General features: G+C 70.0%; 19 protein-coding genes. 5 read left to right on the top strand and 14 right to left on the bottom strand.

Features of this window, described 5'->3' with window-relative positions:
- Nucleotides 1-615 precede the first annotated feature (615 nt).
- The 3 genes from tyrS to ACYVKL_RS05150 form a co-directional block, all read right to left on the bottom strand.
- Nucleotides 616-1,899, bottom strand: a complete 1,284-nt coding sequence (tyrS, locus tag ACYVKL_RS05160) for a tyrosine--tRNA ligase (RefSeq protein ID WP_379170682.1) — start codon at nucleotides 1,897-1,899, stop codon at nucleotides 616-618.
- A 164-nt stretch (nucleotides 1,900-2,063) separates the two neighbouring features.
- Nucleotides 2,064-2,486, bottom strand: a complete 423-nt coding sequence (locus ACYVKL_RS05155) for a DoxX family protein (RefSeq protein ID WP_379170684.1) — start codon at nucleotides 2,484-2,486, stop codon at nucleotides 2,064-2,066.
- A 103-nt stretch (nucleotides 2,487-2,589) separates the two neighbouring features.
- On the bottom strand, nucleotides 2,590-3,261 hold the full coding sequence (locus tag ACYVKL_RS05150) for a FadR/GntR family transcriptional regulator (RefSeq protein WP_213554698.1): 672 nt from the start codon (nucleotides 3,259-3,261) through the stop codon (nucleotides 2,590-2,592).
- Between the two features lie 229 nt (nucleotides 3,262-3,490).
- On the opposite strand from ACYVKL_RS05150, the gene ACYVKL_RS05145 reads away from it, so the two are divergent.
- Nucleotides 3,491-5,095 (top strand): 2-isopropylmalate synthase, encoded by a 1,605-nt coding sequence (locus ACYVKL_RS05145; protein ID WP_379170686.1) that lies wholly within the window; start codon nucleotides 3,491-3,493, stop codon nucleotides 5,093-5,095.
- A gap of 13 nt (nucleotides 5,096-5,108) precedes the next feature.
- Here the strand turns inward: ACYVKL_RS05145 and ACYVKL_RS05140 are convergent, their stop codons facing one another.
- The 5 genes from ACYVKL_RS05140 to ACYVKL_RS05120 all read right to left on the bottom strand — a co-directional run bounded on the left by ACYVKL_RS05140 (nucleotide 5,109) and on the right by ACYVKL_RS05120 (nucleotide 8,981).
- On the bottom strand, nucleotides 5,109-5,681 hold the full coding sequence (locus tag ACYVKL_RS05140; RefSeq protein WP_379170688.1) for a Clp protease N-terminal domain-containing protein: 573 nt from the start codon (nucleotides 5,679-5,681) through the stop codon (nucleotides 5,109-5,111).
- 89 nt (nucleotides 5,682-5,770) lie between these two features.
- Nucleotides 5,771-6,394 carry a DNA-3-methyladenine glycosylase gene (locus tag ACYVKL_RS05135; RefSeq protein ID WP_379170690.1) on the bottom strand — a complete coding sequence of 208 codons (624 nt, stop codon included), beginning with the start codon at nucleotides 6,392-6,394 and terminating at the stop codon, nucleotides 5,771-5,773.
- An 88-nt stretch (nucleotides 6,395-6,482) separates the two neighbouring features.
- Nucleotides 6,483-6,776 carry a DUF3761 domain-containing protein gene (locus ACYVKL_RS05130; RefSeq protein WP_379170692.1) on the bottom strand — a complete coding sequence of 98 codons (294 nt, stop codon included), beginning with the start codon at nucleotides 6,774-6,776 and terminating at the stop codon, nucleotides 6,483-6,485.
- Nucleotides 6,777-6,875: 99 nt separating this feature from the next.
- A complete protein-coding gene (locus ACYVKL_RS05125) occupies nucleotides 6,876-7,781 on the bottom strand; it encodes an RNA polymerase sigma-70 factor (RefSeq protein ID WP_379170694.1) in 906 nt (301 codons plus the stop codon).
- Between the two features lie 15 nt (nucleotides 7,782-7,796).
- Nucleotides 7,797-8,981: an NAD(P)/FAD-dependent oxidoreductase gene (locus ACYVKL_RS05120; protein ID WP_379170697.1), complete on the bottom strand. Its 1,185-nt coding sequence runs from the start codon at nucleotides 8,979-8,981 to the stop codon at nucleotides 7,797-7,799.
- A gap of 177 nt (nucleotides 8,982-9,158) precedes the next feature.
- On the opposite strand from ACYVKL_RS05120, the gene ACYVKL_RS05115 reads away from it, so the two are divergent.
- Complete coding sequence (locus tag ACYVKL_RS05115) at nucleotides 9,159-9,878, top strand: DsbA family oxidoreductase (RefSeq protein WP_379170699.1); 720 nt, start codon at nucleotides 9,159-9,161, stop codon at nucleotides 9,876-9,878.
- 28 nt (nucleotides 9,879-9,906) lie between these two features.
- On the opposite strand, the gene ACYVKL_RS05110 is transcribed toward ACYVKL_RS05115, so the two are convergent.
- Nucleotides 9,907-11,115 carry a low temperature requirement protein A gene (locus ACYVKL_RS05110; protein WP_379170702.1) on the bottom strand — a complete coding sequence of 403 codons (1,209 nt, stop codon included), beginning with the start codon at nucleotides 11,113-11,115 and terminating at the stop codon, nucleotides 9,907-9,909.
- A 160-nt stretch (nucleotides 11,116-11,275) separates the two neighbouring features.
- Here ACYVKL_RS05110 and ACYVKL_RS05105 point away from each other — a divergent pair, with 160 nt between their 5' ends.
- On the top strand, nucleotides 11,276-11,986 hold the full coding sequence (locus ACYVKL_RS05105) for a response regulator transcription factor (RefSeq protein ID WP_379170704.1): 711 nt from the start codon (nucleotides 11,276-11,278) through the stop codon (nucleotides 11,984-11,986).
- Nucleotides 11,976-13,010 carry a sensor histidine kinase gene (locus ACYVKL_RS05100; RefSeq protein ID WP_357202826.1) on the top strand — a complete coding sequence of 345 codons (1,035 nt, stop codon included), beginning with the start codon at nucleotides 11,976-11,978 and terminating at the stop codon, nucleotides 13,008-13,010. The genes ACYVKL_RS05105 and ACYVKL_RS05100 overlap by 11 nt, the downstream gene beginning before the upstream one ends.
- On the opposite strand, the gene ACYVKL_RS05095 is transcribed toward ACYVKL_RS05100, so the two are convergent.
- Genes ACYVKL_RS05095 through ACYVKL_RS05080 form a run of 4 tightly spaced genes read right to left on the bottom strand, consistent with a single transcriptional unit; the run spans nucleotide 12,934 to nucleotide 16,041 of the window.
- Nucleotides 12,934-13,389, bottom strand: a complete 456-nt coding sequence (locus tag ACYVKL_RS05095; RefSeq protein ID WP_379170706.1) for a hypothetical protein — start codon at nucleotides 13,387-13,389, stop codon at nucleotides 12,934-12,936. The two genes, ACYVKL_RS05100 and ACYVKL_RS05095, sit on opposite strands and share 77 nt — an antisense overlap.
- Nucleotides 13,386-14,645, bottom strand: a complete 1,260-nt coding sequence (locus ACYVKL_RS05090; RefSeq protein WP_379170708.1) for a molybdopterin-dependent oxidoreductase — start codon at nucleotides 14,643-14,645, stop codon at nucleotides 13,386-13,388. The genes ACYVKL_RS05095 and ACYVKL_RS05090 overlap by 4 nt, the downstream gene beginning before the upstream one ends.
- Nucleotides 14,646-14,671: 26 nt before the next feature.
- Nucleotides 14,672-15,391, bottom strand: a complete 720-nt coding sequence (locus ACYVKL_RS05085) for a TIGR04282 family arsenosugar biosynthesis glycosyltransferase (protein ID WP_379170710.1) — start codon at nucleotides 15,389-15,391, stop codon at nucleotides 14,672-14,674.
- Nucleotides 15,388-16,041, bottom strand: coding sequence for a glycosyltransferase family 2 protein (locus ACYVKL_RS05080; protein ID WP_379171436.1), 654 nt, complete (start codon nucleotides 16,039-16,041; stop codon nucleotides 15,388-15,390). The genes ACYVKL_RS05085 and ACYVKL_RS05080 overlap by 4 nt, the downstream gene beginning before the upstream one ends.
- Before the next feature lie 134 nt (nucleotides 16,042-16,175).
- Between ACYVKL_RS05080 and ACYVKL_RS05075 the strand changes: the two genes are divergently transcribed.
- A complete protein-coding gene (locus ACYVKL_RS05075) occupies nucleotides 16,176-17,561 on the top strand; it encodes a hypothetical protein (protein WP_379170712.1) in 1,386 nt (461 codons plus the stop codon).
- Between the two features lie 15 nt (nucleotides 17,562-17,576).
- On the opposite strand, the gene ACYVKL_RS05070 is transcribed toward ACYVKL_RS05075, so the two are convergent.
- Nucleotides 17,577-18,635: an NAD-dependent epimerase/dehydratase family protein gene (locus ACYVKL_RS05070; RefSeq protein WP_379170714.1), complete on the bottom strand. Its 1,059-nt coding sequence runs from the start codon at nucleotides 18,633-18,635 to the stop codon at nucleotides 17,577-17,579.
- Nucleotides 18,636-18,804: the final 169 nt, after the last annotated feature.

Below are 18,804 nucleotides of genomic sequence, written 5' to 3'. Positions count from 1 at the left end.
GTGTTAAGCACGCCGCTAGCGTTCGTCCTGAGCCAGGATCAAACTCTCCGTTGAAGACTCTCAATCGCACCCGAAGGTGTAATTGGAAGAATTAACCAGAGTCCGAAAACCTTGGCAAAATCAAACGCCAGCAAAAGTATTTGCTGACTAAATGTCCGACCCTCACACGGGGGGTGAGGAATCGGAACCAAATAAAATATTTGGCACTGACATTCATCGACACACTATTGAGTTCTCAAAGAACACACGCACAAGCCATCGATCCAAGCGTTGAGCTCGTCCGACTGGCTAGGCAACTTTTCCAGCCTAGTCACAGAACCCCACAGGAGTCAAGGACTGATTTTCATCTAGCTGGAGTGTTCGTGTCCGGCGCTCTCGTCCAACCTCGTTTCCGATCCCGATTTCCAGCCTCTGAGCTGGGCGTTTCGGTCCCGGTCGGTGTCCGTGTCGCTCTGACTTGGACTAAGTTACGCGGCGGATAACGCTGGGTCAAATCCGCTGGTCACCGGGGCGTTTGCGCTGGTTAACGACTTGCGGACCGGCCCGATCGGCGACCTGAGCCACCTGTCTGTGACTCAGGTCATTGCGATCTTGTTTGCCTATCGGGGACCGGACTCAGTTGCCGGCGCGGCGCACGCCGGCGAAGTTCTTCTTGCCGCGACGCAGGACCAGCCAGCGTCCGTGCAGGTAGTCGGCGTCGGACGGGGTCCAGTCCGGGTCGGCGACCTTCTCGTTGTTGACCGCCGCGCCGCCCTCGTTGACCGCGCGACGGGCCGCGCTGCGGCCTTCACACAAACCGGATTCGACCAGCAGATCCACGATGGTCGAGGTAGGCGTGACCTCGGCGACCTTGCCGTCCACCGCGGATTCGGACAGCGCCGCGGCCAGAGTGGACTCGTCGAGTTCGCGCAGATCGCCGCGACCGAACAGCGCCTGGCTGGCCAGCTGCACCGCGCGGGTGTTCTCCTCGCCGTGCACCAGCGTGGTCATCTCCGCGGCCAGGCGCTTCTGCGCTTCGCGGGCGAAGGGCTTCTCGGCGGTGGCCTTCTCCAGCTCGTCGAGCTCCTCGCGGGAGAGGAAGGTGAACCAGCGCAGGTAGCGGACCACGTCGGCGTCGGCGGTGTTCACGAAGTACTGGTACCAGGCGTAGGGGCTGGTCATCTCCGGATCGAGCCAGAGGCTGCCGCCGCCGGTGGACTTGCCGAACTTCTTGCCGTCGGCCGAGGTGACCAGGGGGACGGTGAGCGCGTGCACATGCTCGCCGTCGACGCGGCGGTTGAGCTCGACGCCGGCGATGATGTTGCCCCACTGGTCGGAGCCGCCGACCTGCAGCGTGCAGCCGTACTCGCGGCGCAGCTGCAGGAAGTCGTTGGCCTGCAGCAGCATGTAGCTGAACTCGGTGTAGGACATGCCATCGGACTCGAGGCGTCGCTTGACGGTGTCGCGGGCCAGCATGACGTTGACCGAGAAGTGCTTGCCGATGTCGCGCAGGAACGACACCGTGCTGAGCGGTCCGGTCCAGTCCATGTTGTTGGCGATGACGGCCGCGTTGTCGCCGCCGTCCAGATCCACGAAGCGTTCCAGCTGGGCGCGGATGCGGCCGGCCCATTCGGCGACGGTGTCGGTGGAGTTCATGGTGCGCTCGCCGACGTCGCGGGGATCGCCGATGAGTCCGGTCGCGCCGCCGGCCAGCACGATCGGGCGGTGACCCGCGCGCTGGAAGCGCTTGAGCGCCAGCAGCGGAACCAGGTGTCCGGCGTGCAGGCTGGCCGCGGTCGGGTCGAACCCGGCATAGAGGGTGATCGGGCCCTTGGCCGCGGCCGCGCGCAGGGCGTCCAGATCGGTGGACTGCGCGATCAGTCCGCGCCAGGTCAGTTCGTCAATGATGTCGCCGCTCACCTACTCCATCTTTCCGCACGTGAATATGGCGGTTGCAGAGGGTTGAGCCTCTCGGCGGATCGGTACAAGCCCGGACCGATCCGCTGATCAGCGTGAAGAACCGCCGCGGACGCCCGTAAGCCCGTCGCCGAGGCGACGGGCTGGAGGTCGAGCGTTGATTCGGGTCACTTCACCAGATCGGTGAAGGTGGCGAAGGAGGCGCGGCGCTCGTAGGCGATCCAGGCGAACACGCCGACCAGGACCAGCGGGAAGACGGCCAGGCCGGGGGCCCCGAGGAGGAAGGCCTGGGTAGCGGCGGCGCACACCATGGTGATGGACAGGCCCGCGGCGGCCGGGCCGGAAAGGCGGGCGACCATCAGACCGATACCGCCGGAGACCTCGACCAGGCCGGTGAAGTAGCGGAACCAGTCGCCCCAGCCGATCTCGTTGTAGATGCGGACCGCGTCGGCCTGGCCGACGAACTTCGGCAGGCCGGAGGCGATGACGAAGAAGAGGCCGAGCACGATCTGCAGGGTCCACAGCACGCGGTTGCGGAGCTTGCTCGGGGCGGCGACGGTGAGGGTCTGGGGGGCGGTGATGGTGGCCATGTCGAATGTCCTTCCGGGGCTTGTCGGTTCGGTGCCGAACCGCTTGCTGGATAGGACGGGGGCCGTCGCGGAAACTCATCGCTGCCCCGAAAGTTTTTTCCGACTAGGTGTCGAAGGCGGCTTTGAGGGCGCTGAGGTGGACGCGGCTGGCGGTGGCGGCGGCCTCCGCGTCGCGGGCGCGGATGGCGTCGTAGAGGTGTTCGTGCGCGTCGTGGTCGCTCGACGGGGAGCGCATGGGCCGGATGCGCAGCATGTCGATCATGGCGTGGCGCGAGCGCGGGACGAAGGCATTGAACAGTTCAAGCAGGATGTCGTTGTGGGCGGCGGTCACCACGGTGCGATGGAAGGCGGTGTCGGCGTCGACCAAACCCTCGATCGAATCGCCGCTTTCGGCGCGGGCGGCCAGGGCGCGGAGCATGGCGCGCAGGTCGGCGGGGGTGCGGCGGCGGGCGGCCAGGGCGGCGGCTTCGGCCTCGATGGCGATGCGGGCCTCGATGACGGTGACGATGTCGCTGCGGCGCAGCACCGTGTCCCAGTCCTCGGCGACGTCGAGGGCGGTGACGAAAACGCCCGCGCCCTGGCGGCTTTCGAGGACGCCGCGGCCGGCCAGTTCGCGGATGGCCTCGCGCAGGGTGGAGCGGCCGACGCCGAGTTGGGCGGCGAGGGTGGTCTCGCCGGGCAGTTTGTGGCCCAGCTGCCACTCCCCCGCGCGGATCCGGGTGAGTAACACCTCGGCGGCCTGGGCGGCGAGCGGATGCCTCTGGACCTGCGCCACGTGTCGCCGTCCTCTCTACTTGTCTGAGGAGTTATTCCCCTCTAGTCTAGTCCACATGCTGACAGGTGCCCTGCTTCTCCTTCGCCGCCGCGACGGGGTCTGATCGACCGGCACCCCGTCAGCGGGCTCGCGGTGCTGCGCCGGTCACCTCCTCCGACGCGAAAGCGATTGTCCCGTGCGCACTCATTCCGACCCTGCCCCGAGCTGGAATCGTCAGCAGCCCTCCGTCATGCCGTCGCATCGATATCGCGATGTGTACCAGCGTGTTTCGGTCCCCGTGACCGAACGGCACTGGCCTGCCAATCGGATCACCGCCGCCCCGCTGTGGGTGCCGGTGGATCTGCGCGACGGCAATCAGGCCCTGGCCGAGCCGATGGACCCCGAACGCAAGCGGCGGTTCTTCGAACTGCTGGTGGCCATGGGCTACAAGGAGATCGAGGTCGGCTATCCCAGCGCCTCGCAGACCGACTTCGATTTCGTGCGGCTGATCGGGGCGCAGCGGCTGGCGCCCGCGGACGTCAGCATCGTCGTCTTCACCCCCGCGCGACGGGATCTGATCGAGCGGACCGTGGAATCGGTGCGCGGCATCCCCAACGACGTGGTCATCCACATGTACACGGCCACCGCCCCGACCTGGCGAAACGTGGTGCTGGGCAAGAGCCGTGACGAGCTGGCCGAGCTGATCGCGGCGGGCGGGCGCGATGTGCTGGAGCTGGCCGGGGACATGCCGAATGTCCGGTTCCAGTTCTCGCCCGAGGTGTTCATGCTGACCGAGCCCGATTTCGTGCTGGACGTCTGCGACCGCATGACCACGCTGTGGGACGCCACCCCCGAGCGGCCGGTGACGCTGAACCTGCCCGCGACGGTCGAGGTGGCCACGCCCAACGTGTACGCCGATCAGATCGAGTACATGCACCGGAATCTGGCGCGGCGGGAGAGCGTGATCCTGTCGGTGCATCCGCACAACGACCGCGGCACCGGGATCGCCTGCGCGGAGTTGGCGGTGCTGGCCGGGGCGCAGCGGGTGGAGGGGTGCGTGTTCGGCAATGGCGAGCGCACCGGCAATGTGGATCTGGCGACGCTGGCGTTGAATCTGCACGCGCAGGGCGTGAATCCGATGATCGACTTCTCCGATATCGACGAGGTGCGCCGGACCGTGGAGTACTGCACGCGGCTGCCGGTCCACGAACGGCATCCGTACGCCGGGGATCTGGTGTACACGGCGTATTCGGGCACCCATCAGGACGCCATCAAGAAGGGGTTCGCCGAGCATCGGGAGCGGGCGGCGCGGCTGGAGCAGCCGGAGCGTGAAATCCCTTGGGAGGTACCGTATCTGCCGATCGATCCGGCCGATGTGGGCCGCTCCTACGATGCGGTGATCCGGGTCAATTCGCAGTCGGGCAAGGGCGGGATCGCCTATCTGCTGCAGTCGGAGTACGGCCTGGAGCTGCCGCGGCGGCTGCAGATCGACTTCGCGCGCCACGTCCAGCGCCACACCGATAGGACCGGCACCGAGGTGTCGGCACGGACGCTGTGGGAGCTGTTCTGCGAGGTATACACGGCCGGCGCGAACCTGACCGGCCCGGAGATTCCCGATGACGCGACGGTCGAGGAGGCGATCGATGCGCTGGCGGCGGACGGATTCCCGGTCGAGGTGCTGTCGGTGACCCAGCAGACCGTGGACCGCGCGGGTTCCGCGCTGTCGGCGACCTACCTGGAGTACCGCACCGGCGACGGCGTGGCCTGGGCCTTCGGCACGGGCGAAACCGCTTCTCGCGCAACGATTGCCGCCGTGCGGGCGGTGGCGCGGACCCGCGCCGCGGTGCTGATCTGAACGCGGTCCCGATCTAACCGATGATGTCGCCGTGGACGGGCCCGCCGGGCCCGTCCAGGCGGCGCTCGAGTTCGGCGACCCGCCGCTCCAGTTCGGTGATCCGCTGGCGGAGTTCGGTTTCGGTGGCCCCCGGGCCGGGGGTGGCGGATGCGGCCTGCATGCGGGCACGGACTCGGCTGCGGATCTCGCCGGGCTCGGCGCCCTGGCTGATCAGGACCTGCGAGGCCACTCCGGACCCCTCCGAGACCAGCGCGAGCAGCAGGTGTTCGGGACCGATGTAGCTGTGCTGCAGGCGCATCGCCTCGCGCAGCGAGTTCTCGAGCACCTTCTTGGAGCGGGCCGTGAAGGGGATGTGCCCGGCCGGGGCGTGCGAGTCCTGCACGCCCACCGCCTGATCCACGCGTTCCCGCAGACCCGACAGATCCAGGCCCAGCTCCCCCAGCGTTCGTCCGGCGATCGGGTCCTCGCCGTGCAGGAGACCGAGCAGCAGGTGTTCGGTTCCGATCCAGTCGTGCCCGAGCAGGCGGGCCTCTTCCTGCGCCAGCACGATGGTGCGGCGCGCGGTGTCGGTGAACCGTTCGAACATGAGCTGGCCGCCTAGGGGTGGACTGTCGATTGGTCCACCGTAGTCCTCCGTCCCGCCCGCGGATACGGCCCGTGCCCCGAGATCGCGCGCTACGCGGATCGATCCAGCTTGGGGGCCCGCGGGCTGCGCCGGTAGGCGGACACGGCCGGGGAATCGGTCAGCCACAGTCGCCACGGCCGGTCGGCGGCGAGGCTCACGCCGACCCGGGGTCCGCTGGAAACGGCGGCGGGGTCGGTGATTTCGGGTCCGAGTTCGAGCCGGATGGGCGCGGCGGGATCGAACAGGTGAGTTCCGTAGTCGTCCAGGCCGATTCCGAGGGCACTGCCGACATTGCCGGGGCCGCGAGCGAGGCCGGAATCGGATTTGGCGGCCGGGCGGCGGCTCCGGGCGATGTCGAGGCCCTCGATGACCTCCCCGGCCCGGATGAGCACCGCGCCGGCGATGCCGTCGGGCCCGGTGGTGACGTTCACGCAGGTGTGCATGCCGTAGCTGAAATACACGTAGAGCACGCCGGGCGGTCCGAACATGACCGCGTTGCGCGGCGTGCGGCCGCGCCCCGAGTGCGAGGCCAGGTCGTGCCACGGCCCTTCCGGGTCACCGCCGTACGCCTCGACCTCGACGATGCGCAGTCCCACCGCACCCGACCGCAGCACACCGCCGAGTAGTCGCCGCGCCGCGCGCAACGGTTCGACGGCAAGCTCTTCGGCACTCACGTCGGCCCATTCTTCCGCACGGCCGTCCCGCACGCGGTTCCGGGACGGCCGCCCGGTCAGGACCCGGTAGTCGGGTCAGCGCCCGTGGCTAGAGCCATTCGGCGACGCCGCGATGGCCCGAGCAGGTGCCGCGGCGGTGCTGGCTGAAGCTGTAGGTGCCGTCTTTGCAGCGGGCGGTTGCCCCGTCGGGCGCGGTGGCGCTCTGTTCGGGACGGTGCACGCACGCGCCGTCGCTGTTCTCGTATTCGCTTGCGGCGCAGCCGGCGTGGAGCACCGGCAGGGCGGCGGCGGGTCCGGCGAGCGCGGTGCTCGCACCGATGAAGGCCGCGGCGGCCCAGGGCAGAATGTGTCGCGCCACGCGGCGGGTTGTCAAACCGGTCACTTACGAAATCCCTTGCAAAAGAGCGTTTTCGACTCGGGGGCGGTTGCCCCCGACGAGCGCCGAATAGTACGGGACCGACTCTCGCGCAAACCCGGTTCGCTACTCACCGACCGATTCGGCGGCCGATCCGGCCGCGGCCTGCTGCTGCAAACCGACCATCTTGTCGGGATTGACCTGGAAGCGGATGTTCTCGATGTGGCCGTCGCGGATGTCGTAGGTGAGGGCGCCGACCGGGAAGTCGCCGATCTTGGCGAGCATGCCGAGTTCGCCGTTGATGTAGGCGGATTCGAGGTAGATGCCGGCGCTGATCGGTTTGGCCATGACGCCGAGCAGCCAGCGGGCCACGTGGTCGGGGCCGGACAGTGGGCGGCGGGCGGCGGTGATCTTGCCGCCGCCGTCGTTCCACAGCGTCACTTCGGGGGCGAGCAGTTCCATGAGCGCGTTGACGTCTCCGCCCTGGGCGGCGGCCATGAACTTCTCGGTGATCTCCGAGCGGGTCGCGGGGTCGGCGTCGAAGCGGGGGCGGCGGGCGTGCACGTGGGAGCGGGCGCGGTGGGAGATCTGGCGGATGGTGGCCTCGGGGCGGTCCAGGAAGCCCGCGATCTCGGCGTGCGAGTAGCCGAACACCTCGCGCAGGACGAACACCGCGCGTTCGACCGGGCCGAGGGTTTCCAGGACGACCAGCATCGCGGTCGACACGGTGTCGGCCATCTCGGTCTCCTCGGCGGCGTCGGTGGTGGTGAGCAGGGGTTCGGGCAGCCACGGCCCGACATAGGTCTCGCGGGTGGCGCGGGCCGAGGTGAGGCGGTTGAGCGCCAGGTTGGTGACGGTGCGGACCAGATAGGCCTTGGGGTGGGTGACCGTATCCCGGTCCACCTCATGCCATTTGATCCACGCGTCCTGCAGGACGTCCTCGGCGTCGGTGACCGTGCCGAGCATCTGGTACGCGGTGCCGAACAGCAGCCGGCGGTGGGCGACGAAGGGGTCGATCGGATCGTCCTGCATGGACACATACCTACCTCATGCCAGCGCACGGGTCGCGCGACCGCCGTTGCTGAGCTGCGCCTGCATGGTGACGTGCTTGCTCAGCTTGTAGGTCGGCACCGGGCTGGCGCTGACCATCTCCTTGTAGGCGACCGCGGCGCGGCCCTTCAGGTACCAGCGGCGCGGGGTGTCGTCGGCGTTGGTGAACTGGATGACGGCGTCTTCGCGGCCCAGGCTGACGGGCTGGTGGACGTAGCCGAAACGGAAGGCCCGCACGGTCTTTCCGCGCAGTCGCCGGGCCAGGGCGTCGGCGGCGTAGGCGGCGGTGGGCATGCCGCTCTGGCAGGTGCCGTGCAGGACGCCGAAGGGCATGCGGATCGCGGCGGCGTCGCCGATGGGCAGGATCTCCGGGTGCGAGACCGAACGCAGGGTGGTGTCGGTGATGATCCGGCCCCGCTCGTCCACGGCGATTCCGGCCTGTCCGGCCAGCGGCGACACGGTGACGCCCGCGGTCCACAGCGTCAGGTCCGAGGCGATCAGTTCCCCGGTGGTCAGGCGCACGGCGTCGGGCAGCACCTTGGCGACCTGCGCGCCGGTCCGGCGGACGATGCGCAGGCGGTCCAGGGCGCGCTCGAGGTGGGCGCGGGCCTTGTCGCCCATCATGTTTCCCGGTTCCGCCGCGCCGATCAGGGTGACGGTGAGGCCCGGGTGTGCTTCGGCGATCTCGGTGGCGGCCTCGATGCCGGTCAGACCGCCGCCGACGACGGTGACCGTACCCGCGACCGCGGCGATCTCGGTGAGCCGCTGCGAGAATCGGCGGGCCCGGCGCGGATCGTCGAGGGTCCAGGCGTGGTCGTCGGCGCCGGGGACGATCGTGGTGTCGGCGTGGCTGCCCAGGGCGTAGATCAGGGTGTCGTAGTGCAGTGCGCCGCCGTCGTCGAGGGTGACGACGCGGGCGGCGGCGTCGAGCGCGACCGCGGCGGCCCGGTGGAAGACCACGCCCGATCCGGCCAGCAGGTCGGGGATGCGGTGGTCGGCCAGTTCCTGTCCGGCGGCGACCTGGTGCATGCGCAGCCGTTCGGTGAACCGCTCCGACGGGTTCACCAGGGTGATGCGGACGTTCAGCTTGCGGGTGCGGCGGGCCAGGCGGACCGCGGCCATCATGCCGGTGTAGCCGGCGCCGAGGACGGCGATCTCGTGGGTGTTGGTGGTGGCGTTCATGTCCGGCTCCTCGGGTGTCGTTCCGATGTGGTCGGCTATGGGACAGGACAGCCCGCCCGAACGTGACAGCCCGGGGCTGTGACCTGGATCACGCCGGAACATTCGGGCCCGGTCACCGGTTGGTAGTTGGGTTGGCCGGGCCCCCGGCCTGCGGAAACAGCGTCGGAGTGAGGTGTGATGGCCGTACAGGTCGAGATCTGGACCGATATCAACTGCCCGTTCTGCTACCTGGGCAAGCGTCGTTTCGAGGAGGCCCTGGACGCCTTCCCGCACAAGGACGCCGTCACTGTGGTGCACCGGTCCTTCGAACTGGACCCGACGCTGCCCAAGGACCACAGCGACGCGGTGGTCCCGCACATCGCCGAGAAGTACGGCATCAGCGAGGCGCAGGCCGCCGCCAACGAGCGCGGGCTCGGGGCGCAGGCCGAGGCGGCCGGGCTGACCTATGTCACCTCGGGCCGCGATTTCGGCAACAGCTTCGATATGCACCGGCTGCTGCACTTCGCGCTGGAACAGGGCCGGCAGGAGCAGATGCTGGACGCCTTGTACGCGGCCAATTTCGCCGAGGAGCGGGCGCTGTTCGGTGACACCGAGCGGCTGGTCGAGGTCGCGGTGTCGGCCGGATTCGACGCGGCGGCCGTACGGGCCGTGCTCGCCGATCCCGACGCCTACGCCGACGCGGTGCGCGCCGACGAGGCCGAGGCCGCGCGACTCGGGGCGCGCGGGGTGCCGTTCTTCGTGCTCGACCGCAAGTACGGGGTGTCGGGCGCGCAGCCGGCGGAGGTGTTCACGCAGGCGTTGGAGCAGGCGTGGAGCGATCACGCGCCGCAGCTGGCGATGGTCGCCGATGGCGACGCCTGCGGGCCCGACGGTTGCGCTGTGCCGCAACGGGATTGAGTGCCCGCCCCGCGACGGCGGGTGCGCGTCAGCTGTCGCCGTCGCGGAAGACCCGATGCCCCATCACCATCGGCGACAGGATGTAGGCGCTGCGTTCGCCGGCGCGCACGCGCAGCAGGTCGTCGGCGATGACGAAGCCGTAGGCGACGAGCATCATCAGCAGCAGCTGCCCCCAGGCCACCCAGGCGACGCCCATCGGCGCGGTGGCCAGCACGGCGACCGCGCCGACCAGCCGCAGCCAGGCCCGGGGAATGCCGAGCACCAGCCGGAACAGGGCCTGCCCGACGAAGAACACGGCCACGCCGCCCGAGAGCGCCAGGGCCGCAGCGGTACTCGCGGGCTCGTTGCCGTGCGCGATGGTCATGGAGATGCCCGCGGCGGTCAGGATGATGCCGAGCACCAGGACGAACAGCGCGTAGCCGTAGGCGAAGACGGCCGGGCGGATCCGGGCCGGGCCCGGCAGCGCGGCCAGCGCCTGTTCGCCGCGCTCGTCGTCGAAGCCGAAAAAGGCCCACCACAGCACATATCCGAGGGTGAGGCCGAGCCCGGCGGTCGCGACCAGGCCGACGGTGAGGTCCATGCCGGTCAGGTTCGCGCCGATGGCCACCACGGATTCGCCGAGCGCGATGATCACGACCAGGCCGTGGCGTTCGCAGAAGTGGCTGGGGCGCACCGCGAATCCCTCGGCGCGGATCAGATAGGGCGAGACCACCTGCACCACCACGGCGACGGTCCACAGCACGGCCCGCCACCCGCCGTGGGTGAGGCCGCCCGCGAGCACCAGCAGCGCGGAGGTGGTGTTGAGCGGGGCGAGCCGCCACATCGCCTTGCTGGCCCCCGCACCGCCCGAGGTCGCGAACATGACGCTGTGCACGATGTTCACCACGAGGTATCCGAGTCCGAAGGCCAGTCCGGAGCCGCCGAACGCGCTCGGTATCGCGATGGCGATGACGAAGAAGCCGAACATGCCGAACAGCAGGAAGGTGCGGCGCGCCGAGTTGTTCGGCGCGACCTCGTTGGTGAGGAACACGTACCCGCTGTACATCCACCAGATCAGCGCGAACATCAGCGCCACGTGCCCCAGTTCACCCCAGCCGGGGTGATGGGTGAAGGCGTGGGTGAGCTGGGTGATGGTGAAGACGAACACGAGGTCGAAGAACAGTTCCAGGGTGGAGGCCCGGACCTGGCCGCCTTCGGCCTCGAGTTCGGGTGCTGAACCGGACATTTCGCTGGTCACGTGCAGATCGTAGATCCGGGCGGCGCTCCCCGCCGCATTTGCCGCGGCGCGGGTGACGAAACCATGACATGCGCGCCGAAACTCCCTCGACCAGGTGGTTCCGCGTGGGCCGCGTCCTAGGGTGGAGTCGGGGTGGCAGGTCGATCGGGAGTTGAGGGCGATGCGGATACTGGTGGCGGACGACGATCCCGTGGTGCGCGAGGTGGTGCGGCGGTATCTGGAGCGGGACGGGCTCGAGGTCGTCGAGACCGCGGACGGGGCACAGACCGCGGCGGTGCTGGCGCGCAACGAGATCGACCTGGCCGTGCTGGACGTGATGATGCCGGGGCCGGACGGGATCGAGTTGACGCGGGCGGTGCGGGCGGGACCGCATCCGGACATGCCGATCATCCTGCTGACCGCACTCGGTGAGGAGGACGACCGGGTGATCGGGTTGCAGGCGGGGGCCGACGACTATGTGACCAAACCGTTCAGTCCGCGGGAGTTGGCGTTGCGGGTGGCCTCGGTGCTGCGGCGCACGCATCCCCAGCCGGTGGCCGAGGAAGTGCTGCGCGGGGACGGGGTCGAACTGCATCGGGCCGCGCGAACGGTGGTGGCGGACGGGGCGCCGGTGGAGTTGACGGCCCGCGAGTTCGATCTGCTGGCGTTCCTGCTCGCGCATCAGCGGCGGGTCTTCAGCCGGCAGGAACTGCTCGCGGAGGTGTGGGGCTGGAACTTCGGCGATCTGTCCACGGTGACCGTGCACGTAAAGCGGTTGCGCGCCAAACTGGGCGGCGCGCATCGCATCGAGACGGTGTGGGGTCGCGGATACGCTTGGGGCCGTGCCGATCTCGGCGCCGAGCCGTCGAAGGAAGGCGCCGATGCCGACTGATACCCCCGGCCTGATCGGGTACGCGCTGGCGGGCACGCTGCCGGTGGTGGTGATCGGCGCGCTGCTGCTGCGCTACACCCGCGGTCGCGCCATGACCACCAGCATGGCTGTGCTGGTACTGATTCCGACGCTGGCCACACTGTGCGGCGTGGTCGCGGTGAGCGGGCTTATGTTCGGGGCCGAGTTCGAGCGCACCGCGGTGGTATTGGCGGTGGTCACCGCCGTGACGGTGCCCGCGGCGATTCTGCTGGGGCGCGAGCAGGCCCGCGCCACCGTGTGGGAACGCGAGATGCTGGAACAGGAGCGGGCCGCGGAGCAATCGCGGCGGGAGCTGGTGGCCTGGGTCAGCCATGATCTGCGGACGCCGCTGGCCGGGATCCGCGCCATGGGTGAGGCGCTCACCGACGGCGTGGTGTCGCAGCCCGAGGACGTGCAGCGGTACGCGGATCAGATCGTGCGCGAGACGAATCGGCTCTCCTCGATGGTGGACGACCTGTTCGAGATGTCGAAGATCAATGCGGGGGCGCTGCGACTGCACCTGGAACCGGTGGATCTGCGCGAGGTGATCGACGAGGTGCTGGCGACCAATCGGCCGACCGCCGAGCGCGCCCGGATCACGTTGTCCGCCACCCAGCCCGAGGACAAGATCGTGGTGGCCGGCAGTGAGCGGGCATTGGGCCGGGTGCTGACCAATCTGGTGGCCAATGCCATCGCCCACACCCCGCCCGGCGGACGCATCGACATCTCGGCCGGCACCGACGGCGGGCAGGCGTGGACGCGCGTCGACGACACCGGCCCCGGCATCTCCGACACCGACCTGCCACGCATCTTCGAGGTCGCGTATCGCGGCAGCTCGGCCCGCTCCCCCGGCGCGGCCGAACTCGGCAGCAGCAGCGGCATGGGATTGGCCATCGCCGCGGGGCTGGTGGCCGCGCACCACGGCGACATCACGGCGCGGAACCGTGCGCAGGGGGCTCGATTCGAGATCCGGCTGCCGCTGCTGGAGTCCGCCGGGCGGCGGTGAGCAAGCACGCGGCGGCCACGGCCCACACCGCGGCCAGCGAGATCAGCAGGCCGACGGTGTAATTCCGGTCGAGGATGGTGTGGTTGCCCGGCACCGCGCCCTCGCGGCCGAGCACCGGGACGGCGATCAGGATCAGGGCGAGGCTGACGAACGCGCCCGCGGTGTAGACGGGCCACCAGCGGGCGGGGAGAACGTAATGCCCGAGCACACCGGCGAGGGCGGCGATCGGCCCGAAGATCAGGTTCTCGGCGACGATCGCGCCGATGAACCACAGCGCGACCGATCTCAGGTCCGTTGTGCTCATCTTCAGCAGCAGGTCGACGCCGTAGGCGGCGATGGCGATTCCCGACGCGCCCAGCAGGATTCGCAGGCCCGTCATGACAGTTCCTCGATGGATTTCAGCCATTTGGTCTGCAGCACTCCCGGACGGTTCGGGGCGATGAGGCGGCACGGATAACCGTGGTCGAGGGCCAGGTCCTCGCCGTGCAGGCGCAGCGCGATCAGGGTCGAGGCGTCCACGACGTGGGTGTGCGGCAGCACCGACGAATCGTAGATGCCGGTCGTTTCCAGGGACGTGAAACGCACATCGCCACCGCGGTATTCGCCGACCGCGGCCAGGAGATCACGCAGGCGCACCCCGGACCAGTGGCCTTGGGCGCTCCACCCTTCGACGCACGCGATCGGGAGGGCGCTGTCGTGCTGGGGCATGGCCTCGAGGTCCGCGCGCGAGAAGGCCCGTTCCCGGCCATCGACTTTCACCGTCAACGCGTACAGCGGGGAGCGCGCGGTGTCGGTGACCGCGGCGGCCGCGGCCGTCCGGTTGATCGGAACGCCCTGCGGCCCGTGTCCGCTGCGCGGCGCGAGCAGTGACGCCCAGCGCAGGAACGGAATCGACTGGCCGGCCACCGCGACCCCCGCCACCACCGCTCCCAAACCGGCCGCGACGAGCACCGTCCGCCGCGAGATACCCTGGTGCGGAACAGATTCCGTCGAGGGTCCCGCGGTCGGTGTCGGATCATCGACGGGCCGCGACAAGGCTTGCCGCACCACGGGAAGCTTGACCGCCACATGCACCACCACCGCACCGAAAGCCACGTACGCCATGGCGTGGTGCGTGGTGGTGAAGAAGAACTTCCACGGATAGAACTGCGCGGTGTTGAACAGCCCGGTGACGATCTGGAACAGCACCGCGCCGATCAGCACCGCCACCGACAGCCGCTCGAGCAGCTCCGCGAGCCCGTGCCGCAGCGACGGTTTGATGAAGAACCGCGGGTACACCGACCACAGCTTCACCAGCAGCAACGGGATCATCATGACCCCGACGGTGACGTGCGTGCCCTGGGTGACGCGGTACAGCCACACCGGATGCGCGGGCCACCGGAACCAGTCCGGCGGATGCTGGATCAGGTGGCTGATCAGCCCGGTCGCGAACAGGATGGTGATCCCCACACCCAGCGCCACACCGGTGCGTGCGGCCACGGCGGTCGATCGTGCGGGGCTCAGCCTGCGGGACAGCGATTCCGGCAGTAAAAGTGCGGGTCGTTCGGTTGCGGGGCCGGGCCGCCCGGCGGGACCGGGCGGCTCGATCGGGTGGGGACCGGGGTCCGCGGCTTCGGTGGGCTGACTCGGCTGCACCGCGGGCTCCTTTCAGCTGGTGGATCTCAGAGTGGGACAGGGGTTTTCGTGGTCACCAGGTCGGTGACGGCGCGCGCGAAACGTCCCCGGGACACCGACGCCACCGCGATGGCGTCCGAATACGTGTCCACGTCGGTGAGCGTCGGCAGTGCGTGGACGCGGAAACCGCTGTGCCGCAGGGCGGTCTCGGTGAGCTCACCGGTGCGGGCGGTCGACATGGGGATGTCGGCGAGCAGGTGGGCCGGACGCGGATCGGACAGGCCCAGCGCCCACCAGCCGCCGTCGGCGGCGGGTCCGAGGACGGTGTCGCCGGTGGCCACCAGGCGGGTCGCGGACCGGGCCAGCAGGCCGGGGTCGGCCTGCGGGGTGTCCATCCCGATCTGCAGCACGGGGACGCCCAATTCGGCGGCGTCGACGTGGGCGTTGGCGAGGCGTTCGCCGAAGCTGTCGCCGCGTTGCGGGACGACGGTCACCTCGCGCAGGGCGGCGGCCAGTTCGACCGAGCGTTCCGCACGGTCCAGGTCACCGGTCCAGGCGACGACGCAGTGGCGGATGCCGCTCTCGCGGGCCGCGTCCAGGGTGTCGAGCAGGGCGCAGGCGGCCAGGTAGGCGGCGTCGACGGGTGAGAATTGCGGGGTCAGGCGGGTTTTGGCGAATCCCGCGATGGGTGATTTGGCCACCACGAGCAGAGTGGCGGCGACGGTGTCGTCGTGGTCGAGGGGGCTGTGGTCGATCCCGATGGTCATCGCACGCTCCAGAAGTCTCGGGCGGCACGCACGGTGCCGAGCCAGGAACCGGAGACCTTGGACTCGCCGTGAGTCCGCGGCCGATAGGTGATGTCGCGTTCCAGCACCAGCCAGCCGGCGCGGGCCGCGCCGGTGAGCAGCGCCAGTGGATAGCCGGACCGGGCGTGCAGGTGGCCGAGCGCCTGCAGCCGGTCGCGGCGGGTGACGCGCATGGCGGCGATGTCGTGCACCTTCAGGCCGTAGCGGCGGCGCAGCCGGAAGGCGAAGGCCCAGTTGCCGATTCGCGCGTGCAGGGGTAGCGCGCCGGGAACGGCGCGGCGGCGGCCGACCACCATGTCGACGCCGGGGGCGAATTCGGCCACCAGACGCGGTAGTTCACGGGGGTCGAGGGAGCCGTCGCCGTCGAGGACGGCGACCAGTTCGGTACGGGCGGCATCGACGCCGGCGTGCACGGCGCTGCCGTAACCGGGGGTCGATTCGGTCACCACCGTCGCGCCGGCGGCGCGGGCCACGGCCGCGGTGTCGTCGGTGGAGCCGTTGTCCACCACGATCACCCGGTAGTCCACGGGAATTGCCGACAGTACGCCGGGCAAGGCGTCCGCCTCGTCCCGACAGGGGATCACCACCGTGACCCCGGGTTCGGAGTCCATCTCGGTCATGGCGTCGACCGTAAGCCCAAACGGGGTCTTCCGGCCCCGAGACACGCATGACGAAAGTATGACGGGAGCAGCAAGAATGCCGATCCGAACAGTTCCGGCGGGTTTCGGGGCCTATGGTTTCCGGCATGGCGAACGCATCCGCGACGAGGGTCGCGCGCTACGTCTCCACTCGCGTCGACGCCTACGGCGCACTCGCGGCCTTTCTGCTCGTCCTCGCCGCCTTCCTGCTACCGCGAATCGCGGGCAAACCCTGGCGGGACAAGCTCTATGCCGGGGCCGCACCGATCTTCGGCGGCTGGCTCCCGCATCTGGGCTGGGGCACGGTGCCCGCGGTGGTGATCGCCGCGGCGGTGGTGCGCTTCGGGCCGGAGCTGGCGCGGCGGCTGTCGTGGCCGAGGCTGCTGCTCACCGCGTGGGCGACGGCGGCGGCGTGGGCGTTCGCGTTGGCCATGGTGGACGGCTGGCAGCGCGGCTTCGCGGGGCGCCTCACCTCCGGCGACGAATACCTGCACGAGGTCGGCGGAGTACACGACATCGGGGCGATGGTGCGCGGATTCTCCGGGCGCATCCTGGATTTCCAGCCGGATTCCTGGACCACCCACGTATCCGGGCATCCGCCGGGCGCGCTGCTGGTGTTCGTGGGGCTGGACCGGATCGGGCTCGGCGGCGGGGCGTGGGCGGGACTGCTGTGCCTGCTGGCCGGGACCAGCGCCGCGGCGGCCGTACCGTGCGCGCTGCGGGCGCTGGGGTCCGAGCATCGGGCCCGCGCCGCAGCGCCTTTCCTGGCGCTGATGCCCGCGGCGATCTGGATCGCGGTGTCGGCCGACGGGCTGTTCGCGGGGGTGGCGGCGTGGGCGGTGGCGCTGCTGGCGGTCGCGACGCGGCTGGAGCGGGGCTGGCTGCTCGCCGCGGTCGGGTCGGGCCTGCTGTTCGGATTCACCGTCTTCCTGAGTTACGGCCTTGTGCTGATGGCGGTTCCGGCCGCGGCCGTGCTGCTGGCCCGGTCCTTCCGGCCCGCGCTGCCGGCGCTGGCGGGGGCGCTGGCCGTGGTGGCGGCGTTCGCGGCGGCCGGATTCTGGTGGTTCACCGGCTATCACCTGGTGGTGCAGCGGTACTACCAGGGCATCGCCCATGAGCGGCCGTACCTGTACTGGGTGTGGGGCAATCTCGCGGCGACGGTGTGCGCGGTGGGTCTGGCGACCGCCGCCGCGGGCTGCCGGGTGCTGGTCGAGCTGGAGGTGCTGCCGGTGCGCCCGGCGCGGGACTGGTTGTCCCGCTGGCGATCCCGGGTCGATCCCGCGGCGCTGATGGCGGCGGCCGGGCTGATCGCCATCCTGATCGCCGACATCAGCGGATTGAGCAAGGCCGAGACCGAACGCATCTGGCTGCCGTTCGATGTGTGGGCGCTGGCGGCCACCGCGCTGCTCCCCCGCCACAGCGCCCGGTTCTGGCTGGTGGTGCAGGCGGCGGGGGCGCTCGTTCTCAATCATTTGATCCTGACGAACTGGTGACCGCCGCGGGCGGAATCACCGCCAGGTGGGCGCTCCGGTGCCGGCCGCGGGACGCAGGGGTGCGATGGCGAATTCGGCCAGGCCCGCGGTCGGGGTGACGGCGGCGGCGAAACCCAGTGCGCGACGGGCGCGTTCGGGGCTGGCCACGATGTGGCGGACGTCTCCGGAGCGGTATTCGCCGGTCACCACGGGCTGTTTGCCGCCGCAGGCCGTCGCCAGGATCGCAGCGACATCGCCGATCGCGATCGGCGTGCCGGAGGCGATGTTGAGCGGAGTGAACGCGTCCAGGGGTTGTTCGAGGGCGGCGACATTGGCTGCGGCGATATCGCGGACGTGTACGAAATCGCGGGCCTGCGTGCCGTCTTCGAAGACCCGCGGGGCCTCCCCCGCCTCGAGCGCGGACCGGAAGATGGCCGCGACACCGGAATACGGTGTATCCCTGGGCATTTCCGGGCCGTAGACATTGTGGTAGCGCAGCGCGGTGACGGTGCCGCCGGTGGCGGCGGCCCAGGCGATGGCGTAGTGCTCCTGCGCCACCTTGGAGGCGGCGTAGAGGCTGCGCGGGCGCAGCGGCGCGTCCTCGTCGATGGGCGCCCAGGTGAGCGGTCGGCCGTCGGGACCGCGGTGGTCGAAGCGGCCCTCGCCGAGGTCGGCGCGGGTGCGCGGGGCCGGGTCGACCGGGTCGCCCGCGGAGTCGACGTAGCGGCCCTCGCCGTAGACCACCATGGACGAGGCCAGCACCAGGTGGCGGCAGCGGGCCCGGTCCATGGCCGCCAGCAGCACGGCGGTGCCTAGGTCGTTGTGGCTGGCGTAGGCGGGCGCGTCCTGCGCGCTGACGCCCGCGCCGACCACGGCCGCCTGATGGCAGACCGCGTCGACGCCCCGCAGCAGGCCGGCCAGTGCGTCCGGGTCGCGCACGTCGACCCGGACGATGCCCGGCGGCGGGACGGCGCCGGCGCCGTGGGCGGCGGCGAGCATGAGGTCGGCGGCCACGACCTGGTGTCCGGCGGCCAGGGCCGCGCGGTGGATGTGCGAGCCGATGAATCCGGCTGCGCCGGTCAGGAGTACACGCATGCGGCGATTGTGGTCGCCGGACCGCCGGAATGCGCCCGGACCGGCCGACCTCGCGTGGTTCGTCACCATTTGGTCAGATCGGCGGCGGGCGACACGCACCGGGGTCTTGCCTCCGGGCGGCCGCCGGGCGCACAATTCATCACGTAGTGAATTCAACACTCGATGAATT

The sequence above is a fragment of the Nocardia tengchongensis genome, assembly GCF_054781395.1.
This window is presented reverse-complemented; position numbering and strand designations above follow the sequence as displayed.